General features: G+C 28.6%; 18 protein-coding genes and 2 tRNA genes. 5 read left to right on the forward strand and 15 right to left on the reverse strand.

Translation table 11 applies throughout. The features are described from left to right. Nucleotides 1-4 precede the first annotated feature (4 nt). The 5 genes from tmk to rarD form a co-directional block, all read right to left on the reverse strand. Nucleotides 5-565, reverse strand: coding sequence for a dTMP kinase (tmk, locus tag AC5SLL_RS03105; protein WP_494587065.1), 561 nt, complete (start codon nucleotides 563-565; stop codon nucleotides 5-7). Between the two features lie 42 nt (nucleotides 566-607). Further along, nucleotides 608-1,762: a D-alanyl-D-alanine carboxypeptidase family protein gene (locus tag AC5SLL_RS03110; RefSeq protein WP_494587013.1), complete on the reverse strand. Its 1,155-nt coding sequence runs from the start codon at nucleotides 1,760-1,762 to the stop codon at nucleotides 608-610. Then, nucleotides 1,759-2,334 (reverse strand): hypothetical protein, encoded by a 576-nt coding sequence (locus AC5SLL_RS03115; protein WP_494587014.1) that lies wholly within the window; start codon nucleotides 2,332-2,334, stop codon nucleotides 1,759-1,761. The genes AC5SLL_RS03110 and AC5SLL_RS03115 overlap by 4 nt, the downstream gene beginning before the upstream one ends. Nucleotides 2,335-2,501: 167 nt before the next feature. Next, entirely contained in the window at nucleotides 2,502-3,503 is a 1,002-nt protein-coding gene (locus AC5SLL_RS03120) for a lytic murein transglycosylase (protein WP_494587015.1), read from the reverse strand. After that, the gene (gene rarD, locus AC5SLL_RS03125; protein WP_494587016.1) at nucleotides 3,490-4,371 is read right to left on the reverse strand and encodes an EamA family transporter RarD; all 882 of its coding nucleotides are present in this window, start codon (nucleotides 4,369-4,371) and stop codon (nucleotides 3,490-3,492) included. Before rarD ends, AC5SLL_RS03120 begins: the two co-directional genes overlap by 14 nt. 89 nt (nucleotides 4,372-4,460) lie before the next feature. On the opposite strand from rarD, the gene AC5SLL_RS03130 reads away from it, so the two are divergent. Next, a tRNA-Ser gene (locus AC5SLL_RS03130) sits at nucleotides 4,461-4,550 on the forward strand. Here the strand turns inward: AC5SLL_RS03130 and AC5SLL_RS03135 are convergent. Continuing rightward, on the reverse strand, nucleotides 4,551-4,814 hold the full coding sequence (locus tag AC5SLL_RS03135) for a succinate dehydrogenase assembly factor 2 (protein ID WP_494587017.1): 264 nt from the start codon (nucleotides 4,812-4,814) through the stop codon (nucleotides 4,551-4,553). A gap of 27 nt (nucleotides 4,815-4,841) precedes the next feature. Between AC5SLL_RS03135 and AC5SLL_RS03140 the strand changes: the two genes are divergently transcribed. Then, the gene (locus tag AC5SLL_RS03140) at nucleotides 4,842-6,893 is read left to right on the forward strand and encodes an ATP-dependent DNA helicase RecG (protein ID WP_494587018.1); all 2,052 of its coding nucleotides are present in this window, start codon (nucleotides 4,842-4,844) and stop codon (nucleotides 6,891-6,893) included. Here the strand turns inward: AC5SLL_RS03140 and AC5SLL_RS03145 are convergent. Beyond that, nucleotides 6,890-7,501 (reverse strand): DUF502 domain-containing protein, encoded by a 612-nt coding sequence (locus tag AC5SLL_RS03145; RefSeq protein ID WP_494587019.1) that lies wholly within the window; start codon nucleotides 7,499-7,501, stop codon nucleotides 6,890-6,892. The genes AC5SLL_RS03140 and AC5SLL_RS03145 overlap by 4 nt on opposite strands. Nucleotides 7,502-7,624: 123 nt before the next feature. Between AC5SLL_RS03145 and AC5SLL_RS03150 the strand changes: the two genes are divergently transcribed. After that, nucleotides 7,625-8,452 (forward strand): M48 family metallopeptidase, encoded by an 828-nt coding sequence (locus AC5SLL_RS03150; protein ID WP_494587020.1) that lies wholly within the window; start codon nucleotides 7,625-7,627, stop codon nucleotides 8,450-8,452. 11 nt (nucleotides 8,453-8,463) lie between these two features. Here the strand turns inward: AC5SLL_RS03150 and AC5SLL_RS03155 are convergent. From AC5SLL_RS03155 to ssb, 6 genes are all read right to left on the reverse strand, one after another. Then, nucleotides 8,464-8,539: transfer RNA gene (locus tag AC5SLL_RS03155), tRNA-Lys, on the reverse strand. 201 nt (nucleotides 8,540-8,740) lie between these two features. After that, nucleotides 8,741-9,853 (reverse strand): tRNA guanosine(34) transglycosylase Tgt, encoded by a 1,113-nt coding sequence (tgt, locus tag AC5SLL_RS03160; protein WP_494587021.1) that lies wholly within the window; start codon nucleotides 9,851-9,853, stop codon nucleotides 8,741-8,743. 16 nt (nucleotides 9,854-9,869) lie between these two features. Further along, nucleotides 9,870-10,424 (reverse strand): peptidylprolyl isomerase, encoded by a 555-nt coding sequence (locus AC5SLL_RS03165; protein WP_494573713.1) that lies wholly within the window; start codon nucleotides 10,422-10,424, stop codon nucleotides 9,870-9,872. After that, nucleotides 10,417-10,911: a pantetheine-phosphate adenylyltransferase gene (gene coaD, locus AC5SLL_RS03170; RefSeq protein WP_494587022.1), complete on the reverse strand. Its 495-nt coding sequence runs from the start codon at nucleotides 10,909-10,911 to the stop codon at nucleotides 10,417-10,419. Before coaD ends, AC5SLL_RS03165 begins: the two co-directional genes overlap by 8 nt. Further along, nucleotides 10,911-13,454 (reverse strand): DNA gyrase subunit A, encoded by a 2,544-nt coding sequence (gene gyrA / locus AC5SLL_RS03175; RefSeq protein WP_494587023.1) that lies wholly within the window; start codon nucleotides 13,452-13,454, stop codon nucleotides 10,911-10,913. Before gyrA ends, coaD begins: the two co-directional genes overlap by 1 nt. Nucleotides 13,455-13,460: 6 nt before the next feature. After that, nucleotides 13,461-13,919, reverse strand: coding sequence for a single-stranded DNA-binding protein (ssb, locus tag AC5SLL_RS03180; RefSeq protein WP_494573716.1), 459 nt, complete (start codon nucleotides 13,917-13,919; stop codon nucleotides 13,461-13,463). Nucleotides 13,920-14,008: 89 nt separating this feature from the next. On the opposite strand from ssb, the gene uvrA reads away from it, so the two are divergent. Both uvrA and AC5SLL_RS03190 read left to right on the forward strand, forming a co-directional pair. Continuing rightward, on the forward strand, nucleotides 14,009-16,888 hold the full coding sequence (uvrA, locus tag AC5SLL_RS03185; protein WP_494587024.1) for an excinuclease ABC subunit UvrA: 2,880 nt from the start codon (nucleotides 14,009-14,011) through the stop codon (nucleotides 16,886-16,888). Nucleotides 16,889-16,915: 27 nt separating this feature from the next. After that, nucleotides 16,916-17,509, forward strand: a complete 594-nt coding sequence (locus AC5SLL_RS03190) for a urate hydroxylase PuuD (RefSeq protein WP_494587025.1) — start codon at nucleotides 16,916-16,918, stop codon at nucleotides 17,507-17,509. Here AC5SLL_RS03190 and secF read toward each other — a convergent pair. Further along, nucleotides 17,506-18,399 (reverse strand): protein translocase subunit SecF, encoded by an 894-nt coding sequence (gene secF / locus AC5SLL_RS03195; protein ID WP_494587026.1) that lies wholly within the window; start codon nucleotides 18,397-18,399, stop codon nucleotides 17,506-17,508. The two genes, AC5SLL_RS03190 and secF, sit on opposite strands and share 4 nt — an antisense overlap. Beyond that, complete coding sequence (gene secD / locus AC5SLL_RS03200) at nucleotides 18,400-19,953, reverse strand: protein translocase subunit SecD (protein ID WP_494587027.1); 1,554 nt, start codon at nucleotides 19,951-19,953, stop codon at nucleotides 18,400-18,402. Between the last annotated feature and the right edge of the window lie 10 nt (nucleotides 19,954-19,963).

A 19,963-nucleotide genomic window follows, 5' to 3' on the forward strand; every position in this document is an offset into this window, starting at 1 on the left:
ATCCTTAAATTAAACTTTTGATTTTATCCAATATAATTTTTTCATTAATCTTTATATTCATATTAGAATTAATCTTAATATATTTTTTAGGTTTAGATTTTGATAGTTTAATAAAGCCATCTTGAACTTTATTATAAAATTTACTATTGAACTTATCGTATCTATTAAGTTTTTTTCTCTGTCCAAGTCTTTTTTTCATATTATAATTATTGACTGTATTCAAAAAAGTAAAATCAATTTTTATATCTTTTAGTAAATGATTGTTAATATTTTCTATTAATTTACGATTTACACCCATGCCATAATGCTGATATGCAATTGTAGAATCGGAGAAACGATCTATTAATATAATTTTTTTACCTTTATTTTTTTTAATAAGTTCAATATTTTCACTTCTAGCAGATAAATATAAAAGTAAATCAGTTTCTTTATTAAAGTTAGATTTATTATCTAATATTAGTTTTCTAATTTTCTCTGAATTAACACTCCCACCAGGTTCTCTGATTTTTATAAAAGCAATTTTTTTTTTTTTAAAAAAAAAGAAACTTTTTTGATATGATGAGATTTGCCAGTCCCTTCTATACCTTCAAAGACAATAATTGGTTTTTTAGACATCGCCCCATATTAAAAAATTAATGGATTTCATTAATCTAGAGAAAATATTTAATTTTTTAACATCTTCGAATGCTAATAAGTCATATTCTTCAATAAATTCACCTTTATAACTTAGGTTTAATTTACCAATTACATCATCTTTCTTAATAGGAGCATGTATTGGGCCATTGTACTTTAATGTAACTTTTAATAAACTTTTTCTTCCTTTATTAATTACTTTATAAATATCTTTGTTAACATAGGTCTTTACAGTATCTTTTTTACCCAACCATACCTCAACATCTTCAATAGGAGTATCGCTTTCTGTAACTTTAACTAAATCAAAATTCGTTAGTCCCCATGTTAAAAGTTTGGAGCTTTCGCGAGATCTATCCTTTTTTGTATCAAAACCACTTCCTACAGCAATTAACCTTCTACCATTTCTATCAACAGAAGAGGCTAAAGAATATTTTTCAACTGCTAGGTAACCAGTTTTAATACCGTCAGCAAGAAGTGAGGAATATAATAGTGGATTTCTATTTCCTTGAGTTATTGGTTCACCCCCAGTTCTATCCCAAGTAAATTCTTTTTCAGCAAACATTTTATATTCTTCAGGAAAATTTTTTATAAGGTAGTTTGACATAATCATTATGTCTCTTACAGTAGATACATTTTTTGTGTTATTTATACCAGAAGAATTAGCAAAATTAGTATTTTCCATACCAATTTCTTTTGCTTTAGTAGTCATCATGATTGCAAATTCATCTTCTGAACCAGCAATGCCCTCAGCTAGAGCCACACAAGCATCATTACCAGAAGCAACTATTATACCTTTGAGCAAATTTTCTACAGTAACTTCGTCTCCAACCATAATAAACATTGATGAATAACCGGCTGATGATAATCGCCATGCATTTTCAGATACTGTAAATTTTTCTTCAAGGCTTAAGTCACCTTTTTTAATCAAATCAAAAGCAATTATAGCAGTCATGATTTTTGTCATAGAAGCAGGATAAATTGATTTATCAGGTTCTTTTTCAAATAAAATTTCACCAGACAGGTAGTCTTGTAGGATAGCTGTTCTTGCCTTAATATCAAATGAAGCTTTTACACTAAATGTAAATGATAAAAGTGTAAATAATACTAAGAAAAATTTTGTTTTAATCATTTTATAATTTCAATGTTTTCAAATTCTAATATGTTTATATCATTAAAGGATTTTTGTAGAGCATTAATGTTGTGGAATGGACCTAAATAAACTCTATATTTATTTTCCATAATTTTTTCAATTTTAACATCTGTAACATTTGTTTCATTACTGATTCTATTAGTTAATAACAAAGCTGTATCTTTAAAGTAGAAATCAGCTATTTTAATTTTATATAAAAATTGATTTGTAGTTTTAGTTAAACTTTCAATTTCTGTATTATTTAAATCACTAATACTAATATCGTTAACTGGTGCTTTAGTGACAACTTCTTTTTCTTCTTCAAAAGTTTTAGCTCTTTTTGCAACAAAAACTGAGTTTTCTAGGATTTCTAAAATCTCTACATATGGCTCTTCTTTATCTAAATTTATTTCATCTGCTATACGAATTGATAAAACAGAGTTATTAAAAGAGGGATAGTTAGCTTTTTTTCCAACAGTTGCTATTATTGATTTTTCATTTTTTATATTAGTAATTTTTACTTTTGTATTTTTTTTTAAATTTTTTTGAAAAATTATAAGACTTCCTTTCATCTATTTTTCTAGAAATTATTTTTTCCTTTAAAAGATTTTCATTATATATAAGTGCAAACCCTTTGTTAATAAAAGGATCTTCTAAAAATTGAGTCGACTGAATTTTTGTTTGATTGATGTTAGTGCAGTTACTTATAAATATTATAAATAAAAAAAGAAATATCTTTTTATAGAACATTTTCAAATTTTTCTTTTAAAGTACAAACAGCTAGAGCAAAACGTAATGATCTATTCCATTGAAGAATTTTTTCGTAATTTTCAAAAACAATATAAGCTGGTTCTAAATTTTGTGCTTCAGGAATAATATCTTTATCTGGTGTAATAATTGAGGCTATCATATTGTTGTCAATATTTGTAAAATTATCATTTTTAATTATATATTTTTTTAAAGTCTTAAATTTTTGCTTACTATGCAAATTTCTTGCTGATGTATTTAATATATTTTGGGGCACATTTTTATCTAATTTTACTCTAATAAAACAAGGTTGATTTTTTTTCCAACCTATTTTGTTTATATAGTTTGCAGCTGAAGCAAAAGCATCTTTTGTTGACTTTAATTCAATAATATTATTCTTATCAAAATCAATCGCATAACGCTCCATAGTAGAAGGCATAAATTGAAAATATCCAAAAGCGCCTGCCCAAGAACCATATAGGATATCATGATTAATTTTTTTACTATCTATCAATTTAAGTATTGTAATAAGTTCTTTTGTGAAAAACTCAGATCTTCTTTTATCAAAACTCAATGTTGCAAGAGATGATAAAATATCCATCTTGCCAACATAAGTTCCAAAATTAGTTTCAATGCCCATTAGTGCTAAAAGCAATTCTTTTTCAACAGAAAATTTATCATCAATAAGATTTATAAAATCTTTGTTCGATCTATAAATATCACTTCCCTTCCTTAATTTTTGATCTGAAGTTCTTTTGGATATGTATAATTTTGTATCCTCATAAAATTCAGGCTGAAAACGGTCATACTTTATTACCTTTGGTAAGAACACAACATCAGACATTGCAAGGTCAAAAGTTTTTTCAGAAACACCTTGTTTTAAAGCATAAATTTTAAAATTTTTTAACCATTTAGAAAAATCATTTTCATCTGCCATTAAGTTGCTGGCAAAAAATATAAAAAATATTATCGATAAATATCTAATTATTTTCATATAAATCTTTTAAATAAATAATTACAGCAATCCAAATTAAAATGAAACTTAATGATTTATCGAGAGAAAAAGTTTCATTATAGTAAAAAAAACCCAGTAAAAACTGAAATGTAGGAGTTATATAAAAAATCATTCCAGTTGGTCCTAATCCTGACAGTTCAACACCTCTTACATATAAAAATAAAGGAATCACTGTCATTGGACCAGCCAACATTAATATAAACATTAATGGTATATTGTTAAAACTGAAATAATTTTGGCCATTTTGATATAAAAGATAAAATCCTAACAAGGCAAATGGTAAAATAAATAAGCTTTCTATTAGTAGACCAATATCTGTATCTACATTAACCTTTTTTCTTATCAGATTATAAAGCCCCCAACTTACACCTACAATTATTCCAACCCAAGGTATTAAGTCAAAGTTTTTAAACAATAAGAAAATTATTGAAATCAATACCAAAATAATAGACAGACCTCTTTTTTGATTTATTTTTTCATCATAAAAAATATATCCTAAAAAAACACTCAAAATTGGCATAATAAAATATCCAAAACTAGCATCTATAATTTTTTCATTTCCTACAGCATAGATCCAGGTCGCCCAATTGAGAAATATTAATACACTTGAAAAAAATAACAGAGTTATATTTCTAATATTAGATATTATTTCAAAAAAAATATTCCATTTTGAAAAATAAAAAGTAGTTATTATCAGCATTACTGCTGTCCATACGCATCTATGAATTACCACTTCTATAGAGCCAGTATAGGAAATAAACTTAAAGTAGATTACACCAATTACTCCCCACCAAAAAGATCCTAAGGCTGTTAAAATAATACCTTTATTGAATTTATTATTTTTCATTATAAATATTTCAAATATTAGCTCATTATTTATTCAATTTATCTATTTTATTGTTGAATTAAAAAATTATGATAATAAAACGTTGTTACGGAGAGATGGCAGAGTGGTTGAATGCACCGGTCTTGAAAACCGGCAAAGGGGCAACTCTTTCCTGAGTTCGAATCTCAGTCTCTCCGCCATTAATCTGACCTGTATTCATAATTTTTAAATAATTCGATAACTTTGTTATTTTCAAAAAATTTGTCTGTTTGTATATTGTGATTTAGCTTATAGAGATCTTCATCATCGTTATCCAATAGATTGCTTAAAAGTATGAGATCATTTTCATTAAGTTTATTTATATATCTTTTAGTAAATGAAGTTAAAAGTTTATCCATTTCCTTAGTACCTCTATAAGTAGCACGGTAAATTATTTTATTTTTTAAATCCTTTATATTAATCATTGTAATTACTATTATATTCTATCTATCATGAAAAATAAGAATAATTACGATTATTTATTATCAGATCTTACAAAACTAAATGGTGTTGGAAAAAAAACCATGGATATTTTGAAGAAAAAAAAAGTTAATACAATTTTTGATTTATTATGGAGACTACCGAAATCTTATACAGATAGATCATTAGTCACTAAAATTTCTGACCTTCAAATTAATAAAGTTCAGACAATTAGAATAATACCTGCAAAATATCAATTTCCTAGAGTAAGAAACTTGCCAAATAGAGTGAATTGCTCAGATGAAACTGGCAAAATTGATTGTATTTTTTTTCATAGTTATGAAGGATATGTAAGAAAAATTTTACCACTTAATCAAGAAGTTACTATTAGTGGTAAAATCACATCTTTTAGGGGCAAATATCAAATAACAAATCCAACATACGTTTCACAGGACAGTTCATTAATAGAGACAGTTCACAATAAATATTCTCTTACCGAAGGTATTACTGAAAAAAATTATAATAAGATTATTAAACAAATATTAGAGAATTTACCTATCTTAAATGAATGGCATGACAAAGAAATATTAGAAAGATTTAAAAATGAAAGTTGGAATGAATCAATTATCAAATTACATGACCCAGAAAATATTGAAAACTACAAAGCAAACTTTTATCAAAGACTAGCTTACGATGAAATATTTGCATCATTTCTTGTAAATTCAGAAATTCGAAAAAAAATTAAGAAAATTAAAAAAACTTCAAAAAAAATTACATATAACTCATATAGCCAAATAATTAATAAACTTAATTTTAAATTAACAAATGATCAAAAAAAATCATTATCCGATATAAATAAGGACTTAAGTTCAAACAGTAAAATGTTTAGACTTTTACAGGGTGATGTAGGCAGTGGAAAAACTATTGTAGCATTAATTTCTGCATTAAGTGTAATAAATTCAAATTTCCAAGTGGCTCTAATGGCCCCCACAGAAATATTAGCTAGACAACACTACACCTTAGCTAAAAAACTATTTCCTGAAAATATAACTATAGAATTACTTTCAAGCAAAAGTGAAAACATAGATAAGAAAAGAATTATAAACGAATTAAAAAATAATAAAATTAAAATGATTTTTGGAACCCATGCAATATTTCAAAAGAAAATATTGTTTAATAAATTAGGCTATATAATTATTGATGAGCAGCATAAATTTGGTGTTAGGCAAAGAAAATTATTATCTGACAAAGGTGGAGATAATTGCGATGTACTCTTGATGTCTGCAACGCCTATACCAAGAACTTTAACTATGTCTGTTTATGGTGACATGGATGTATCAATAATTAGAGAAAAACCTAATAATCGTAAAGAAGTTAAAACTTATAGTAAACTAGAAACTAAAATAGATGATGTTATCCAATTTGTTAAAAATGAAATTACAGAAGGAAATCAAGTTTTCTGGGTATGTCCTTTAATTGAAGAGTCTAAAAAATTAGATCATCAATCCTCAGTTAATAAATACGAGTATTTGAATAAAATCTTTCCAAATAAAGTAGCTTTACTTCATGGGAAAATTGAAAATGATGAAAAGGAGGAAATTCTTTATAAGTTTCTTAATAAAAAATATTCAATATTAGTTTCAACAACAATAATTGAAGTTGGGATAGATTTTCCGAATGCCAATGTAATTATAATTGAAAATGCTAATAAATTTGGTTTGTCACAACTCCATCAATTAAGAGGTCGCGTTGGTAGAGGCAATAAACAAGCAAGCTGTATTTTAATGTTTAAATCTAATTTAAGTGTCAATGCAAAAAAAAGGATCAATATATTGAAAAATTCTAATGATGGCTTTGAAATATCAGAAGAAGATATGAGGCTTAGAGGTTTTGGTGACTTATTAGGATTTAAACAAAGTGGTGCTAAAAATTTTAGGTTAGCTGATCCAATACAAAATGAAGATTTATTTATCTTGGCAGAAAAACAAATTAAAAAAATTGAACAAGAAAACATTAATATAGAAAAATATAGACCTTTGCTAAAATTATACGATCAAGCTGATATTATTAACGATATAGTTTAATTTTTTGGATTTGAGGTTCCTGCAGAAACAATAAATTTTGACGCTTCTTCAAATGTCATATCCAGATAAACTAGCTCTTCTTTAGGTATCATCAGTAAAAAACCACTTGTTGGGTTTGGTGTTGTTGGAACAAAAACGTTTACAAGATTTAACTTAGTTTTAGTTTTAATTTCTCCAGTATTTTCTTTAGTAGCAAAACCAACCGCCCATGAGCCTTTTCTTGGATACTCAACCAAAACAACACTTTTTTTATTTCCTTCCTGATCTCTAAATGAATCTGTCATCTGACCTATGGCAGAATATATTGTTCTCAAAATAGGTATTCTCTTAAAAAGATCATCAACTAATTGTAAAAATTTTTTCCCAATAAAAGATAATGAGAGGCCCCCAACGATTGTAATAAATATAATTGTCAAAATTATTTCAATTCCAGGAATTGAATAAGGAAGATAAGTGTTGGGATTTAGTCCAGCTGGAACTAATTTTGTTGAAAAATTAATTAAAAATTTACTTAAGTAAAGCGTAAATCCAATTGGAACAAGTACAATTACTCCAGTGAAAAAATAATTTCTTAATTTCAAGGTAAATGATTTTTTCTTTTTTGACATTTTGTATTAATTGTAGCTAGAATAAATTACAAATGAAATTGCAATAATGAAAAGAACTAATAATATTTTGTTGTTTAAATTCATATATGATAATGATTATATAATTATCAAATTTTATAAAAAATGAATAGAAGAAAATTTTTAAATGTAATGGGGTGTGGATGTTCAGGTCTACTGATTAATGCTTGCTCTACAACGCCTATTACAGATCGTAGACAGTTCAAAATTATACCAGAGGCTAAATTAAATGCTCAAGCAGCTCAAATTTACGAAAAAGTAAAAGAAAAAGAAAAAATGAGTGATGATAAAAAAACATTTAATGAAATTAAAGATATTGGAAAACGGATGGAAGATTCAATATCGGAATATTTTTATAGAGCAGGACTGGATGACCCTACAGTAAATTTTGATTGGGAGTATATATTAATTGACAATAAAAAGATCAAAAATGCCTGGTGTATGCCAGGTGGCAAAATTGCTGTCTATACAGGAATTCTTGATGTTACCAAAAATACTGATGGTTTAGCTTCAGTGATGGGTCATGAGATAGCCCATGCAGTTGCAAAGCATTCTGTTGAAAGAGCTAGTAGAAGTGTTTTATTAAATACAAGTACTCAGCTTATTGATATTTTTTCAGGAGGCAAATTATCACAAGTTAATAGAGTAACTGGCATGGATACTGTTGGTTTGTTATCTCAAATAGGATTAATGAATCCCTTCTCTAGAACTCAAGAAAGTGAAGCTGATTATTTAGGAATGATATTTGCTTCATTATCTGGGTTTGATATTAGAGAAACAAAAAAATTGTGGGAAAGAATGAAAAAGTCCAATAAAGGGAAAGAACCACCTCAGTTTATGAGCACCCATCCCTCTTCTTCTAAGAGAATAAAAGATCTTTCAGAATGGGAAAATAGTGTGATACTTGACTATCCACCAATTAATATCAGTTAATTTTATTTTATTGGTGAGCCCTGATGGACTCGAACCATCGACCCATTCCTTAAAAGGGAATTGCTCTACCAACTGAGCTAAGGGCCCACATAGAATTTAAAAAAAGTTGAGATTTTGTTTTTTTTTATTATATTTTAAAAAAAAACTTTTGGTGAAGCCTTCTTTAAAATTTTTAAATTTCTTTACACTTAAAAATTTAAACAATAAAAAAATATCTAAACTTAAATAAATTTTATTACCAAAAAACAATTATTTATTCCATAACTTGTTAAATTGCAAATATTTTTATTACAACCTATCAATGTATTCATCGTGAAACTTGTTAAATGTGCCATTTTTAATATTATCTCTTATGGCAGACATTAATTCTTGATAAAAGTTGATATTATGTAGTGTTAAAAGAGTAGAGCCTAAAATTTCATTTGTATTAAATAAATGGTTTATATAATTTTTAGAATATTTATTAAGACTTAAATTAGAACAATTAATATCTAATGGCTCATTGTCATTTTTATATTTATTATTTTTAATATTTAAACGTCCATTCCAAGTAAAAGCTAGACCTGTTCTTCCTGATCTTGTTGGCATAACGCAATCAAACATATCAACGCCTCTTTTAACAGCACCAAGAATGTCTGTAGGTGTTCCAACGCCCATTAAATATCGAGGTTTATCACTTGGCATATGTTCTTTGATATCATCTAAAACATTAAACATTTCTTTTTGTGTCTCACCTACTGCAAGTCCTCCAATTGCATAACCATCAAATTCAATTTTAGTTAAGGCATTAAGTGACTTTAATCTAAGATCTTTGAATAATCCTCCTTGAACAATACCAAAAAGAGCTTTATGGGGATTTGAGCCAAATGCTATTTTTGATCGCTCGGCCCAATAAATTGATAGTTCCATTGATTTATTAATGATGTCGTAATCATTAGTTTTTTTTGGACATTCGTCCATGATCATTACAATGTCCGAGTTTAATCCTTTTTGAATACCGATACTTTCTTCAGGACTTAAAATAAATTTTTTTCCATCAACATGTGAATTAAAAATCGCACCTTTTTCTCTATCTACTTTATTTAGTTTGGATAAAGACATCACTTGAAATCCTCCAGAGTCTGTAAGAATAGGAAGTTTGCAATTCATAAATTTATGAAGACCACCAGCACTAATAATTCTTTCAACTCCAGGTCTAATCATTAAATGATAAGTGTTACAAAGAATAATTTCTGAGCCTGTTTTTATAACATCATCAATTAAGCAGGCCTTAACAGTTGCCTGGGTTCCAACTGGCATGAAAGCTGGAGTTTGAATATTTCCTCTATGAGTTTCAATAACACCAGCTCTGGCAAAGTTATCATTTCCCAAGACATTAAAATTAAATTTTTTTAACGTCATTAATTGTTTTAAATGATTATTTAAAACTAATAATCTTATCTGGATTAGTTACTGAGCCGTTATTATTTTGGTCACCTCTTTTAATCTTATCTACAAATTCCATTCCTTCAATAACTTTACCAAAGACCGTATATTGTCTATCTAAAAATGAAGCCTCTTTGAAACAAATAAAAAATTGACTATTAGCACTATTTGGATCTTGTGAACGAGCCATTGATAGCGTTCCTCTTTCATGAGGTAAATTACTGAACTCTTCCTTAAGATCTGGAAGATCTGAACCACCCATGCCAGCTCGTCTAAGATCAAACTCGTCACTTGTAGAACTTCCAAACTTAACATCGCCAGTTTGTGCCATGAAACCATCAATTACTCTGTGAAAAACTACACCATCATATTTACCTTCTTCAGCGAGTTGTTTTATCCTTTTTACATGATTAGGTGCCACGTCCTCAAAAAGTTCTATTTTTACATCACCATCTTTAAGTTTTAAAATCATTATGTTCTCCTCTGCAGTTGCATTATTAGTTGTTAAAAAGATTAAAAGTAAAATTTTGATTATAAATTTATTCATATTTTTCTTTTAAAGATTTTATTGTGCTTTTTGTAGTAAATTTTCTAATATCACCTTTTAATTTGATAATTTCTTTTACAAATCTAGAAGAAATAATCTGGTTTTCTACATCTGACATTAAAAAAATCGTTTCAATATTGTTATTTAATTTTCTATTCATACCCGCTAATTGAAATTCATATTCGAAATCAGAAACAGCCCTAAGGCCTCTTAAAATTATGTTTGATTTATATTTTTTACAAATATCAGTAGTTAAAGACTGAAACGAAATGATCTCAATTTTACTCTTATTTAATTTTTGGTCTTTGAAAAGTGCTTTTTTAATGATTTCTATTCTCTCATCAGAATTGAACAAGTAATTTTTATTTGCACCATCTGAAACAGCAATGACAATTTTTTCAAATAATTTTAAGGATTTTTTAATAACATCTATGTGGCCATATGTAATAGGATCAAACGTACCTGGATACACAGCAACTTTTTTCATTACACTAAGTTATCATCAATTTTTATTGCTGAAACTACTTTTTCATCACCTGATAATTTAATAATACGTACACCTTGAGTATTTCTTCCCGCTGTTCTAATTTCTTTTACAGCAACTCTAATAACTCTACCTTTATTTGTTGAGATCATAACTTCATCAGCCTCTAAAACTGGAAAGCTAGAGGATATATTTCCATTTCTTGGAGAATTAACAATTCCTATAATTCCCTTTCCACCTCTATTTGTTACCCTGTAATCATTATGCAATGTTTTTTTACCATAACCATTTTCAGTTATAGATAAAATAAATCTCTCTTCTGTATTTGAGTCTTTTTTATTCTTTACATGTTCAATGATAGATAATGAAACAATTTCATCATTCGGTGCTAATTCTAAACCTTTTATTCCTTTAGAAGATCTTCCTTTAAAAATTCTTAATTTTTTCGACTCGAATCTTATACATTTTCCATTTTTTGTACTTAGCATTATATTTTGATCATCTTTACAGATTTCAACCCCAACAATTTTATCATTTGGATCAAGTTTCATTGCAATTTTTCCAGCTGAATTAATAGATGAAAAATCTTCAAGACTATTTTTTCTAATCTTACCTTTGGCGGTTGCAAAAACTATTTGCAAATTTTTCCAATCATTTTCAGGAAATGGCATTATAGAGCTAATTGATTGGTGACTTTTTAAAGGTAAAATATTGAATAATGATTTTCCTTTAGATGCAGTTGATCCTTCGGGAATTTTCCAAGCTTTAATTTTATAAACAAGACCTTCGGTTGAAAAAAAGAGTAATGATGTGTGCGTATTAACAGATAATGTTTTAACAACAGAGTCTTCATCTCTTGTAACAATACCAGATTTTCCTTTACCACCTCTTTTTTGCTGTTTAACGTTACTTAATGCACCACGTTTAATATAACCTTGTAAAGTAACTGTTATGATTACTGACTCTTTTTGAATAGTTTCTTCAATATCGTAATTCAAAATTGCATCAATAATTTTAGTTCTTCTTGCTACAGCAAATTTTTCTTTGATAGTTTTAAGCTCTTCACTTATTACCTTTAAAAGCTCTTTTTTTGAATTAATTATTTTTTTATATCCTTTTATTAAATCTGCTAATTTTTTAATCTCTACTTCAATTTCATTGATGCCTAAAGCGGTTAACTTTTGCAGTCTCAATTCTAAAATTGCAATTACTTGAGGTTCTGAAAAAGAATAAAGATTTTTACCCTTTTTATCCACTATTAAGGATATTAATTTTAAAGATTTATTTATTTTCCATTTAGTGTTTAATAAAGATTTTTTTGCATCATCTGGTGTTTTTGATGAACGAATAATCTTAATAATCTTATCTAGGTTTTCTACAGAAACGGAAAGGCCAATTAATATGTGTGCTCTATCTTCAGCTTTTTTTAAATCAAATTTAGTCTTCTTAATTACAACATCTTCTCTAAATGATAAGAAATGAGATAAAAACTCTTTAAGGTTACATATTTTTGGTTTTCCATCAACTATAGCTAAAGTATTAAAACCAAAAGAACTTTCTATAGATGTATTTTTATAAAGTTGTCTCTTAATCGTCTCAGGCTCCACACCATTTCTTAAATCAATAGCAACTCTTATACCTTCTCTATTTGACTCATCTCTAATATCTTTAATACCTTCAATTTTTTTTTCTCTAACAAGCTGTGCAATACGTTCGTTTAGTACTGATTTGTTCACTTGATAAGGTACTGAGGTAATAACAAGTCTTTCTCTTCCATTTTTTTGTGCTTCAACAGATATTTCACCTCTTATTTTAAAAGATCCACGTCCAATATTGTATCCATCTTTAATAATTGACTTACCAATGATCACGCCCCCAGTTGGAAAATCTGGACCTGGTATATGTTTCATTAAATCTTTAATCTTAATGTCTTTGTTTTCAATTAAAGCTAATGTTCCATCAATTATTTCACCAAGATTATGTGGTGGTATACTTGTAGCCATACCAACCGCTATACCGCCAGCTCCATTAACTAGTAGATTTGGATATTGCGCGGGTAAAACCGAAGGTTCTTTTTCAGTTTCATCGTAATTGCTTTTATATTCAATAGTATTTTTTTCAATATCATCAATTAAATACTGTGAAACTTTAGCCAATCTTGTCTCGGTGTACCTCATAGCTGCTGCCGGATCTCCGTCTATAGAACCAAAGTTACCTTGGCCTTCAACTAAAGGTAAGCTCATAGAAAAATCTTGAACCATTCTAACTAAAGCGTCATAAACAGATTGATCGCCATGTGGGTGATATTTACCAATTACATCTCCAACTATTCTTGCAGATTTTCTAAATTGTTTAGACCAATCATAGCCACCTTTATACATTGCAAATAATATTCTTCTATGAACAGGTTTTAAGCCATCTCTTACGTCTGGGAGTGCCCTACTTACAATTACACTCATCGCATAAGATAGATAAGACGAGCTCATCTCGTCATGCATCGAAATTAACTTGATATTTTTATCTTTAGGAATTTCTGTGTTAGGCATAAAAAACTAAAATGGAATTTCGTCATCCATATCGTTTGATGTTTGTGGCGAGTCTTCAAAATTGTTATTTGATACTTGATTATTATCATTTTGAATTCCACCACCTGTGTTGCCACCACCAAGCATTGTAAGAGAAGAGTTGTAGCCTTGTATTACAATTTCAGTTGAATATTTATCTTGTCCAGATTGTTCATCTTTCCATTTTCTTGTTACAATTTGACCTTCAACATAAATTTGAGCACCTTTTTTTAGATATTGCTGCACTACATTTACTAAACCATCATTAAATACAACTATACGGTGCCATTCAGTCTTTTCTTTTTTTTCACCAGAAGTTTTGTCTTTCCAGGTTTGGCTTGTTGCTAAACTTAATCTTGCAACACTTTTTCCATTTACCATTTGTTTAATCTCAGGGTCTGCGCCTAAACGCCCAATTAATAATACTTTATTTAAACTTCCAGCCATAATATTTTAAAATGTTTATTTATTTATTTAGTTTTTATATCACAATATAACCTGAATATTAATTTTATTAATTTAAAGCAACTAAAATTATGATCAAAAAGATAGTTATCAAGGGTGCAAAAGAACATAATTTAAAGAATGTTTCAGTTGAAATTCCTAAAGATCAATTTGTAGTCATAACTGGACTTTCAGGTTCAGGAAAGTCCTCTCTTGCTTTTGATACAATTTATGCTGAGGGACAAAGACGATATGTTGAAAGTTTATCTGCCTATGCACGTCAATTTTTAGATAAAATGAAAAAACCAAATGTTGATCTTATTGAAGGTTTAAGTCCTGCTATAGCTATAGAACAAAAAAATACTTCAAAAAATCCAAGATCAACAGTTGCTACTGTAACAGAAATATATGACTACATGAGGGTACTTTATGCAAGAGCTGGAATACCATTCTCTCCATTTACTGCCAAACCTATAACATCACAAACAATTACTCAAATTGTAGATTTAATAAAAAAATTACCAAAAAAATCTACAATTTATATTTACGCTCCAGTAGTAAGAGGTCGTAAGGGTGAATATAAAAAAGACATTCTTAGTTATAAAAGAAGAGGTTTTAGAAAAATTAAGATAGATGAAGTTTTATATGATATTGAAAAAGCTCCTGATTTAGATAAAAAAATCAAACACGATATATCGGTTCTTGTAGATAGAATTGTTATTAACTCATCTCTTGGAAATAGGTTGGCTGAAAGTATAGAGGCGGCTGTAAATCTATCAAATGGCTTGGTTTTTGTTGAATATGAAGATGAAACCTTACCTCAAAAGTTTAGAAAAACTGAAAAATTGATTTACTCAACTAAATTTGCATGTCCTGAGAGTGGATTTACTATTGAAGAGATTGAACCAAGACTATTTTCTTTTAATAGTCCGTACGGTGCCTGTGCAGAATGTGAGGGTATTGGCATAAAGCTAAATGTAGATCCAAATTTGGTAATACCCGATGAGAGAAAAAGTATCGCTGATGGAGCAATTGAACCATGGGCCAAATCTACAACGCTATATTATGCGCAAACACTAGCTTCAATAGCAAAACATTACGGATTCTCATTGGATGAAAAGTGGAAAAAATTACCAAAAAAAATTAAGGATGTAATTTTATTTGGTTCAGATGAAGAAGAAATAAAATTTAATTATGATGATGGATATGAAAAATATTCACACAAGAAAACTTTTGAGGGTGTTATCAATAATTTAGAAAGAAGATTTTTGGAATCTGATAGTGAATGGAAGAGAGAGGCAATAGCCGAGTATCAATCAGATTCAGCCTGTGAAGGATGTAGTGGAAACAGACTTAAAGAAGAGGCTTTATGTGTAAAGATAGATAATCTAAACATAAGCGAAGTTACAAAAAAATCAATTTTAGATGCTTCTAAGTGGTTTAAAGAATTAGAAGTTAAATTAGATAAAAGACAATTTAAAATAGCTGAACATATTTTAAAAGAAATTAATGAAAGATTAAATTTTCTATTAAATGTTGGTTTGGATTATCTAACTCTGTCTCGTGAGTCTGGAACTTTATCAGGTGGAGAGGCTCAACGAATAAGATTAGCATCTCAGATTGGCTCCGGATTAACTGGAGTTCTTTATGTTCTAGATGAGCCATCTATTGGATTACATCAGAAAGATAATGTTAAACTAATTGATGCACTCAAAAGACTTAGAGATTTAGGAAACACTGTAATAGTTGTTGAGCATGATACAGAAACTATGGAAAATGCAGATCATATAATTGATTTGGGTCCTGAAGCTGGAACTAAGGGTGGAGAAATTATAGCTCAGGGAACTTATAATGAAATCTTAAAAAATAAAAATAGCATAACCGGACAATACTTATCTCACAAAAAATATATCGAAATACCAAAAATTAGAAGGCTTGCTAAAAATGGTAGATTTGTAGAAATTAATGGTGCATGTGGAAATAATTTAAATAATGTAGATCTAAAAATACCAATTGGTAGTTTTACTTGTGTAACAGGAGTTTCTGGAAGTGGTAAGTCTACGTTGATACTGCAGACCTTATATCATGCACTTAATTTAACCTTAAATAATAAGGCTCGAAAAGTACCAAAAGCATTTAAAGGATATAAGGGAGTTGAACTCATTGATAAAATTATAGATATCGACCAGTCTCCTATTGGAAGAACACCTAGATCAAATCCGGCCACTTACACTGGCGCTTTTGGTCCTATTAGAGATTGGTTTACAGCGCTTCCTGAGTCAAAAACTCGTGGTTATAAACCTGGGAGATTTTCATTTAATGTTAAAGGTGGTCGTTGCGAAGCATGCGAGGGTGATGGTGTAATTACTTATGAAATGCATTTCTTGCCTGATGTTTATATACAATGTGATGAATGTAAAGGAACTAGGTATAACAGAGAAACCTTAGAGATTAAATTTAAAGGAAAAAGTATTGCAGATGTTTTAGACATGTCTGTAGATGAAGGGTGTGAATATTTTGAAAATATTTCAAACATTAAAACTAAATTATTAACATTAAAGAAGGTAGGTCTTGGTTATATAAAAATTGGACAACAAGCTACAACTCTATCTGGTGGTGAGGCTCAACGTATTAAATTAGCTAAGGAACTTTCAAAAAGATCTACAGGAAGAACTATGTACATATTAGATGAGCCTACAACAGGTCTTCATCAACATGATATTAAAAAACTATTAGAAATATTGCACACATTTGTAGCTCTAGGAAATACAGTTGTTGTTATTGAACATAATTTAGATGTAATTAAAACAGCAGACTATATTGTCGATATGGGACCTGAAGGTGGTGTCAAAGGTGGAAATATTATCGCAGAGGGCAAACCTGAGGATATTATAAAGATAAAAGGTAGTTATACTGGTGAATTCTTAAAACCCATGCTCGAAGAAAAATTTAAAAAGAGGTTAAAGATTTAAAAATTTAGTGTATAAGTGATTCTAATTATGGGTAATTTACTATCATCACTTCCAAAAACTATTCACGCATCATTAGCTTTAGCTGTAATTTTTTTTCTAGGGTTATTTTATGGTAATGGTGGTTTTGATTTTGATATAATTTTTTGGAGTTGGTTAACAAGATTTATTCATGTAACGGTTGCTATAATGTGGATTGGGCTTCTTTGGTATTTTAACTTTGTACAAATTCCAAATATGCCAAAAATCCCTGATGAACAAAAGCCCGCTATAGGTAAAGTTATTGCTCCAGCCGCATTATTTTATTTTAGATACGCTGCATTACTGACAGTTCTGTCTGGATTAATTTTAGCTTATTTAAATGGTTATTTACACGATGCTATGACTTTAGGTGGTGGAGGAAAACATACAGCTATAGGTATTGGTATGTGGCTTGGTTTATATATGGCATTTAATGTTTGGTTTATAATTTGGCCAAATCAAAAAAGAGCTTTAGGCATGGTTGAATGTGAACCTGATGTTAAAGCAAAATCAGCAAGAACAGCTATGCTGTTTTCAAGAACAAATACACTTCTTTCTCTACCAATGTTACTTTCAATGGTAGCGGCACAAAATTTATATTAATTTTTTTCTGCTTCTTCTTTTATAATAGTTTTTTGTGATACTCTTAATTTAACTAATATTGGATTGGCAATATAGATTGAAGAATAAGTTCCGAAAATAACCCCAAATATCATAGCGAGTGAAAAACCTTTAAGTATCTCTCCACCGAATAAATATATTGAAACTAAAGCAAGTAATGTGGTTATTGAGGTAATTAAAGTTCTTGATAGAGTTTCATTTATCGACTTATTAGTTAGGTCAAAGATTTTAATATCAGAATATTTTCTGAGATTTTCTCTTATACGATCAAAAATTACAACAGTATCATTCATCGAATAGCCAACTATTGTTAAAACTGCGGCTACTATCGATAAATTAATTTCTAAATTTAATAGAGAGAATAAACCAAGTGTTATTAGAACATCATGAAACAAAGCTATAATTGCACCTAAACTAAACTGCCATTCAAATCTTATCCAAATATAAAATAACATTGCTGCTAACGACAAAAGTATTGCAGTTATACCAGACTTTAAGAGTTCAGAACTTACCTTGGGGCCAACATTTTCAACTCTTCTAAAGGTAAAATTTTCTCCAATAGAATTGGTAAGATCTTCTTTAATTAATTCAATAATATTTGAACTTGTGTCTTTTTTTTCAATTTTAATCAAATAATCACTATCTTGACCAAATTTTTTAATATTAACATCCCCTAAATTCATTTTACTGAATACACCACGAAGAGTTGCTACATTAGTTTGGTTATCTTGTGTTCTTAATTCAATTAATGTGCCCCCTTTAAAGTCAATACCAAAATTTAGACCTTTAAAAGATAAAAGTATAATTGAAATAGCAACTAACAATGTTGAGACTATACTGAATGATTTATAAAATTTATTAAAATTTATCATCTAAATAAGTTTAGGTTTTTCTTTATTTTTGACCACATAAAAACTTGTTAATAATCTTGCAATAAAATAAACCGAAAATAATGTTGTAAATATTCCTACAGCTAATGTTACAGAAAACCCTTTAACTGGTCCTGAACCCATAAAAAATAATATAATTGCTGCAATTAAAGTTGTTACATTGGCATCAATGATTGCTGTTTTGGATTTAACATAACCTGAGTCGAATGCTATAATATTATTTTTTTCTTCTCTTAATTCTTCTTTAATTCTCTCAAAAATTAAAACATTTGCGTCAACAGCCATACCAACAGTTAATATTATTCCAGCAATTCCAGGTAACGTTAAAGTTGCTCCAAATAATGTCAGTATACCAATCAGAAAAAATAAATTTACAATCAAAGTGATATTTGCAATCAAACCAAATACTTTATACTTATAAATCATAAAAATTATAACCAAAGCAAATCCAATACATAGTGAAATTATACCAGCATTTATCGAATCTTGTCCAAGATCTGGCCCAACTGTACGCTCTTCTATTATGTTAAGTGGGGCTGGCAATGCTCCAGATCTAAGAAGTAAAGCTAGATCAGTAGCTGATTGAAATGTAAAGTTTCCACTAATTTGTCCAGATCCACTTACAATGGCATCTCTTATTACAGGTGCACTAACAATTTTACCATCAAGAACTATAGCTAGTTGTTTGCCAATACCTTCTGTAGTAGCTTTACCAAATCTTTTAGCACCTACTCTATCAAGTGTGAAAGACACAACTGTTTCGTTGGTTTGAGTATTCATATTAGGTTGTGCATCAAGTAGGTTTTCACCACTCAAAATTATTCTTTTACTTACCAAGGCTTCGTTTATTTCATCATCGTACTTAAGAATTTCTGCACCAAAAGTATCATTGTCATTTTGTGTTATAAAACGAAAACTTAAATTGGCAGTTTTTCCTAATAAAGATTTTATCCTCATAGGATCATCTAAACCTGGTAATTCAACTAAAATTCTATCATTTCCTCTTTTTAGAATATTTGGTTCATTTGTACCTACTTCATCAACTCTTCTTCTAACTATTTCAATTGCCTGATCCTGTGATGATGTTTTAATTTCAACTAACCCATAATCTGAAAGCTTTAGTTGAAATTCATTATTTGAAGATATTAAGTCAAACTGGTGAGATTTGTATTGCGGATAATAAGGATTTATCTCACTATCTTTATCCATAAAAAAAGACTCTATCTTTTCTTTTAATGTTGGATCTACATTAAAAATTATAGATTTATTGGATATTCTTAAATCTATAAATTTAATATTTTCCTTGTTTAGAAAATTTCTAATATCGGTTGCTGTGTTCTGTAATTTTTGAAGTTCCACAGGATCATTATCAATTTCGAGTAAAAGATAAGATCCACCCTGTAGATCTAAACCAAGATTTATTTTGTTTGAAAAAAATTTATCTTCAGTATTTAAAAAATTTGATAACGATATAAATAAAAAAAATATAGTTATTATAGATATTATAATAATTCTTAATTTTGAAAAATATAACACTTCAACTTGA

This window comes from Candidatus Pelagibacter sp. PS_43, assembly GCF_059417795.1.

Excerpts from the sequence above, each read along its gene's own strand:
- AC5SLL_RS03110 (WP_494587013.1), bottom strand. The coding sequence starts at position 1,762 with ATGATTAAAACAAAATTTTTCTTAGTATTATTTACACTTTTATCATTT.
- AC5SLL_RS03115 (WP_494587014.1), bottom strand. The coding sequence starts at position 2,334 with ATGAAAGGAAGTCTTATAATTTTTCAAAAAAATTTAAAAAAAAATACA.
- AC5SLL_RS03120 (WP_494587015.1), bottom strand. The coding sequence starts at position 3,503 with ATGAAAATAATTAGATATTTATCGATAATATTTTTTATATTTTTTGCC.
- rarD (WP_494587016.1), bottom strand. The coding sequence starts at position 4,371 with ATGAAAAATAATAAATTCAATAAAGGTATTATTTTAACAGCCTTAGGA.
- AC5SLL_RS03135 (WP_494587017.1), bottom strand. The coding sequence starts at position 4,814 with ATGATTAATATAAAGGATTTAAAAAATAAAATAATTTACCGTGCTACT.
- AC5SLL_RS03140 (WP_494587018.1), top strand. The coding sequence starts at position 4,842 with ATGAAAAATAAGAATAATTACGATTATTTATTATCAGATCTTACAAAA.
- AC5SLL_RS03145 (WP_494587019.1), bottom strand. The coding sequence starts at position 7,501 with ATGTCAAAAAAGAAAAAATCATTTACCTTGAAATTAAGAAATTATTTT.
- AC5SLL_RS03150 (WP_494587020.1), top strand. The coding sequence starts at position 7,625 with ATGAATAGAAGAAAATTTTTAAATGTAATGGGGTGTGGATGTTCAGGT.
- tgt (WP_494587021.1), bottom strand. The coding sequence starts at position 9,853 with ATGACGTTAAAAAAATTTAATTTTAATGTCTTGGGAAATGATAACTTT.
- AC5SLL_RS03165 (WP_494573713.1), bottom strand. The coding sequence starts at position 10,424 with ATGAATAAATTTATAATCAAAATTTTACTTTTAATCTTTTTAACAACT.
- coaD (WP_494587022.1), bottom strand. The coding sequence starts at position 10,911 with ATGAAAAAAGTTGCTGTGTATCCAGGTACGTTTGATCCTATTACATAT.
- gyrA (WP_494587023.1), bottom strand. The coding sequence starts at position 13,454 with ATGCCTAACACAGAAATTCCTAAAGATAAAAATATCAAGTTAATTTCG.
- ssb (WP_494573716.1), bottom strand. The coding sequence starts at position 13,919 with ATGGCTGGAAGTTTAAATAAAGTATTATTAATTGGGCGTTTAGGCGCA.
- uvrA (WP_494587024.1), top strand. The coding sequence starts at position 14,009 with ATGATCAAAAAGATAGTTATCAAGGGTGCAAAAGAACATAATTTAAAG.
- AC5SLL_RS03190 (WP_494587025.1), top strand. The coding sequence starts at position 16,916 with ATGGGTAATTTACTATCATCACTTCCAAAAACTATTCACGCATCATTA.
- secF (WP_494587026.1), bottom strand. The coding sequence starts at position 18,399 with ATGATAAATTTTAATAAATTTTATAAATCATTCAGTATAGTCTCAACA.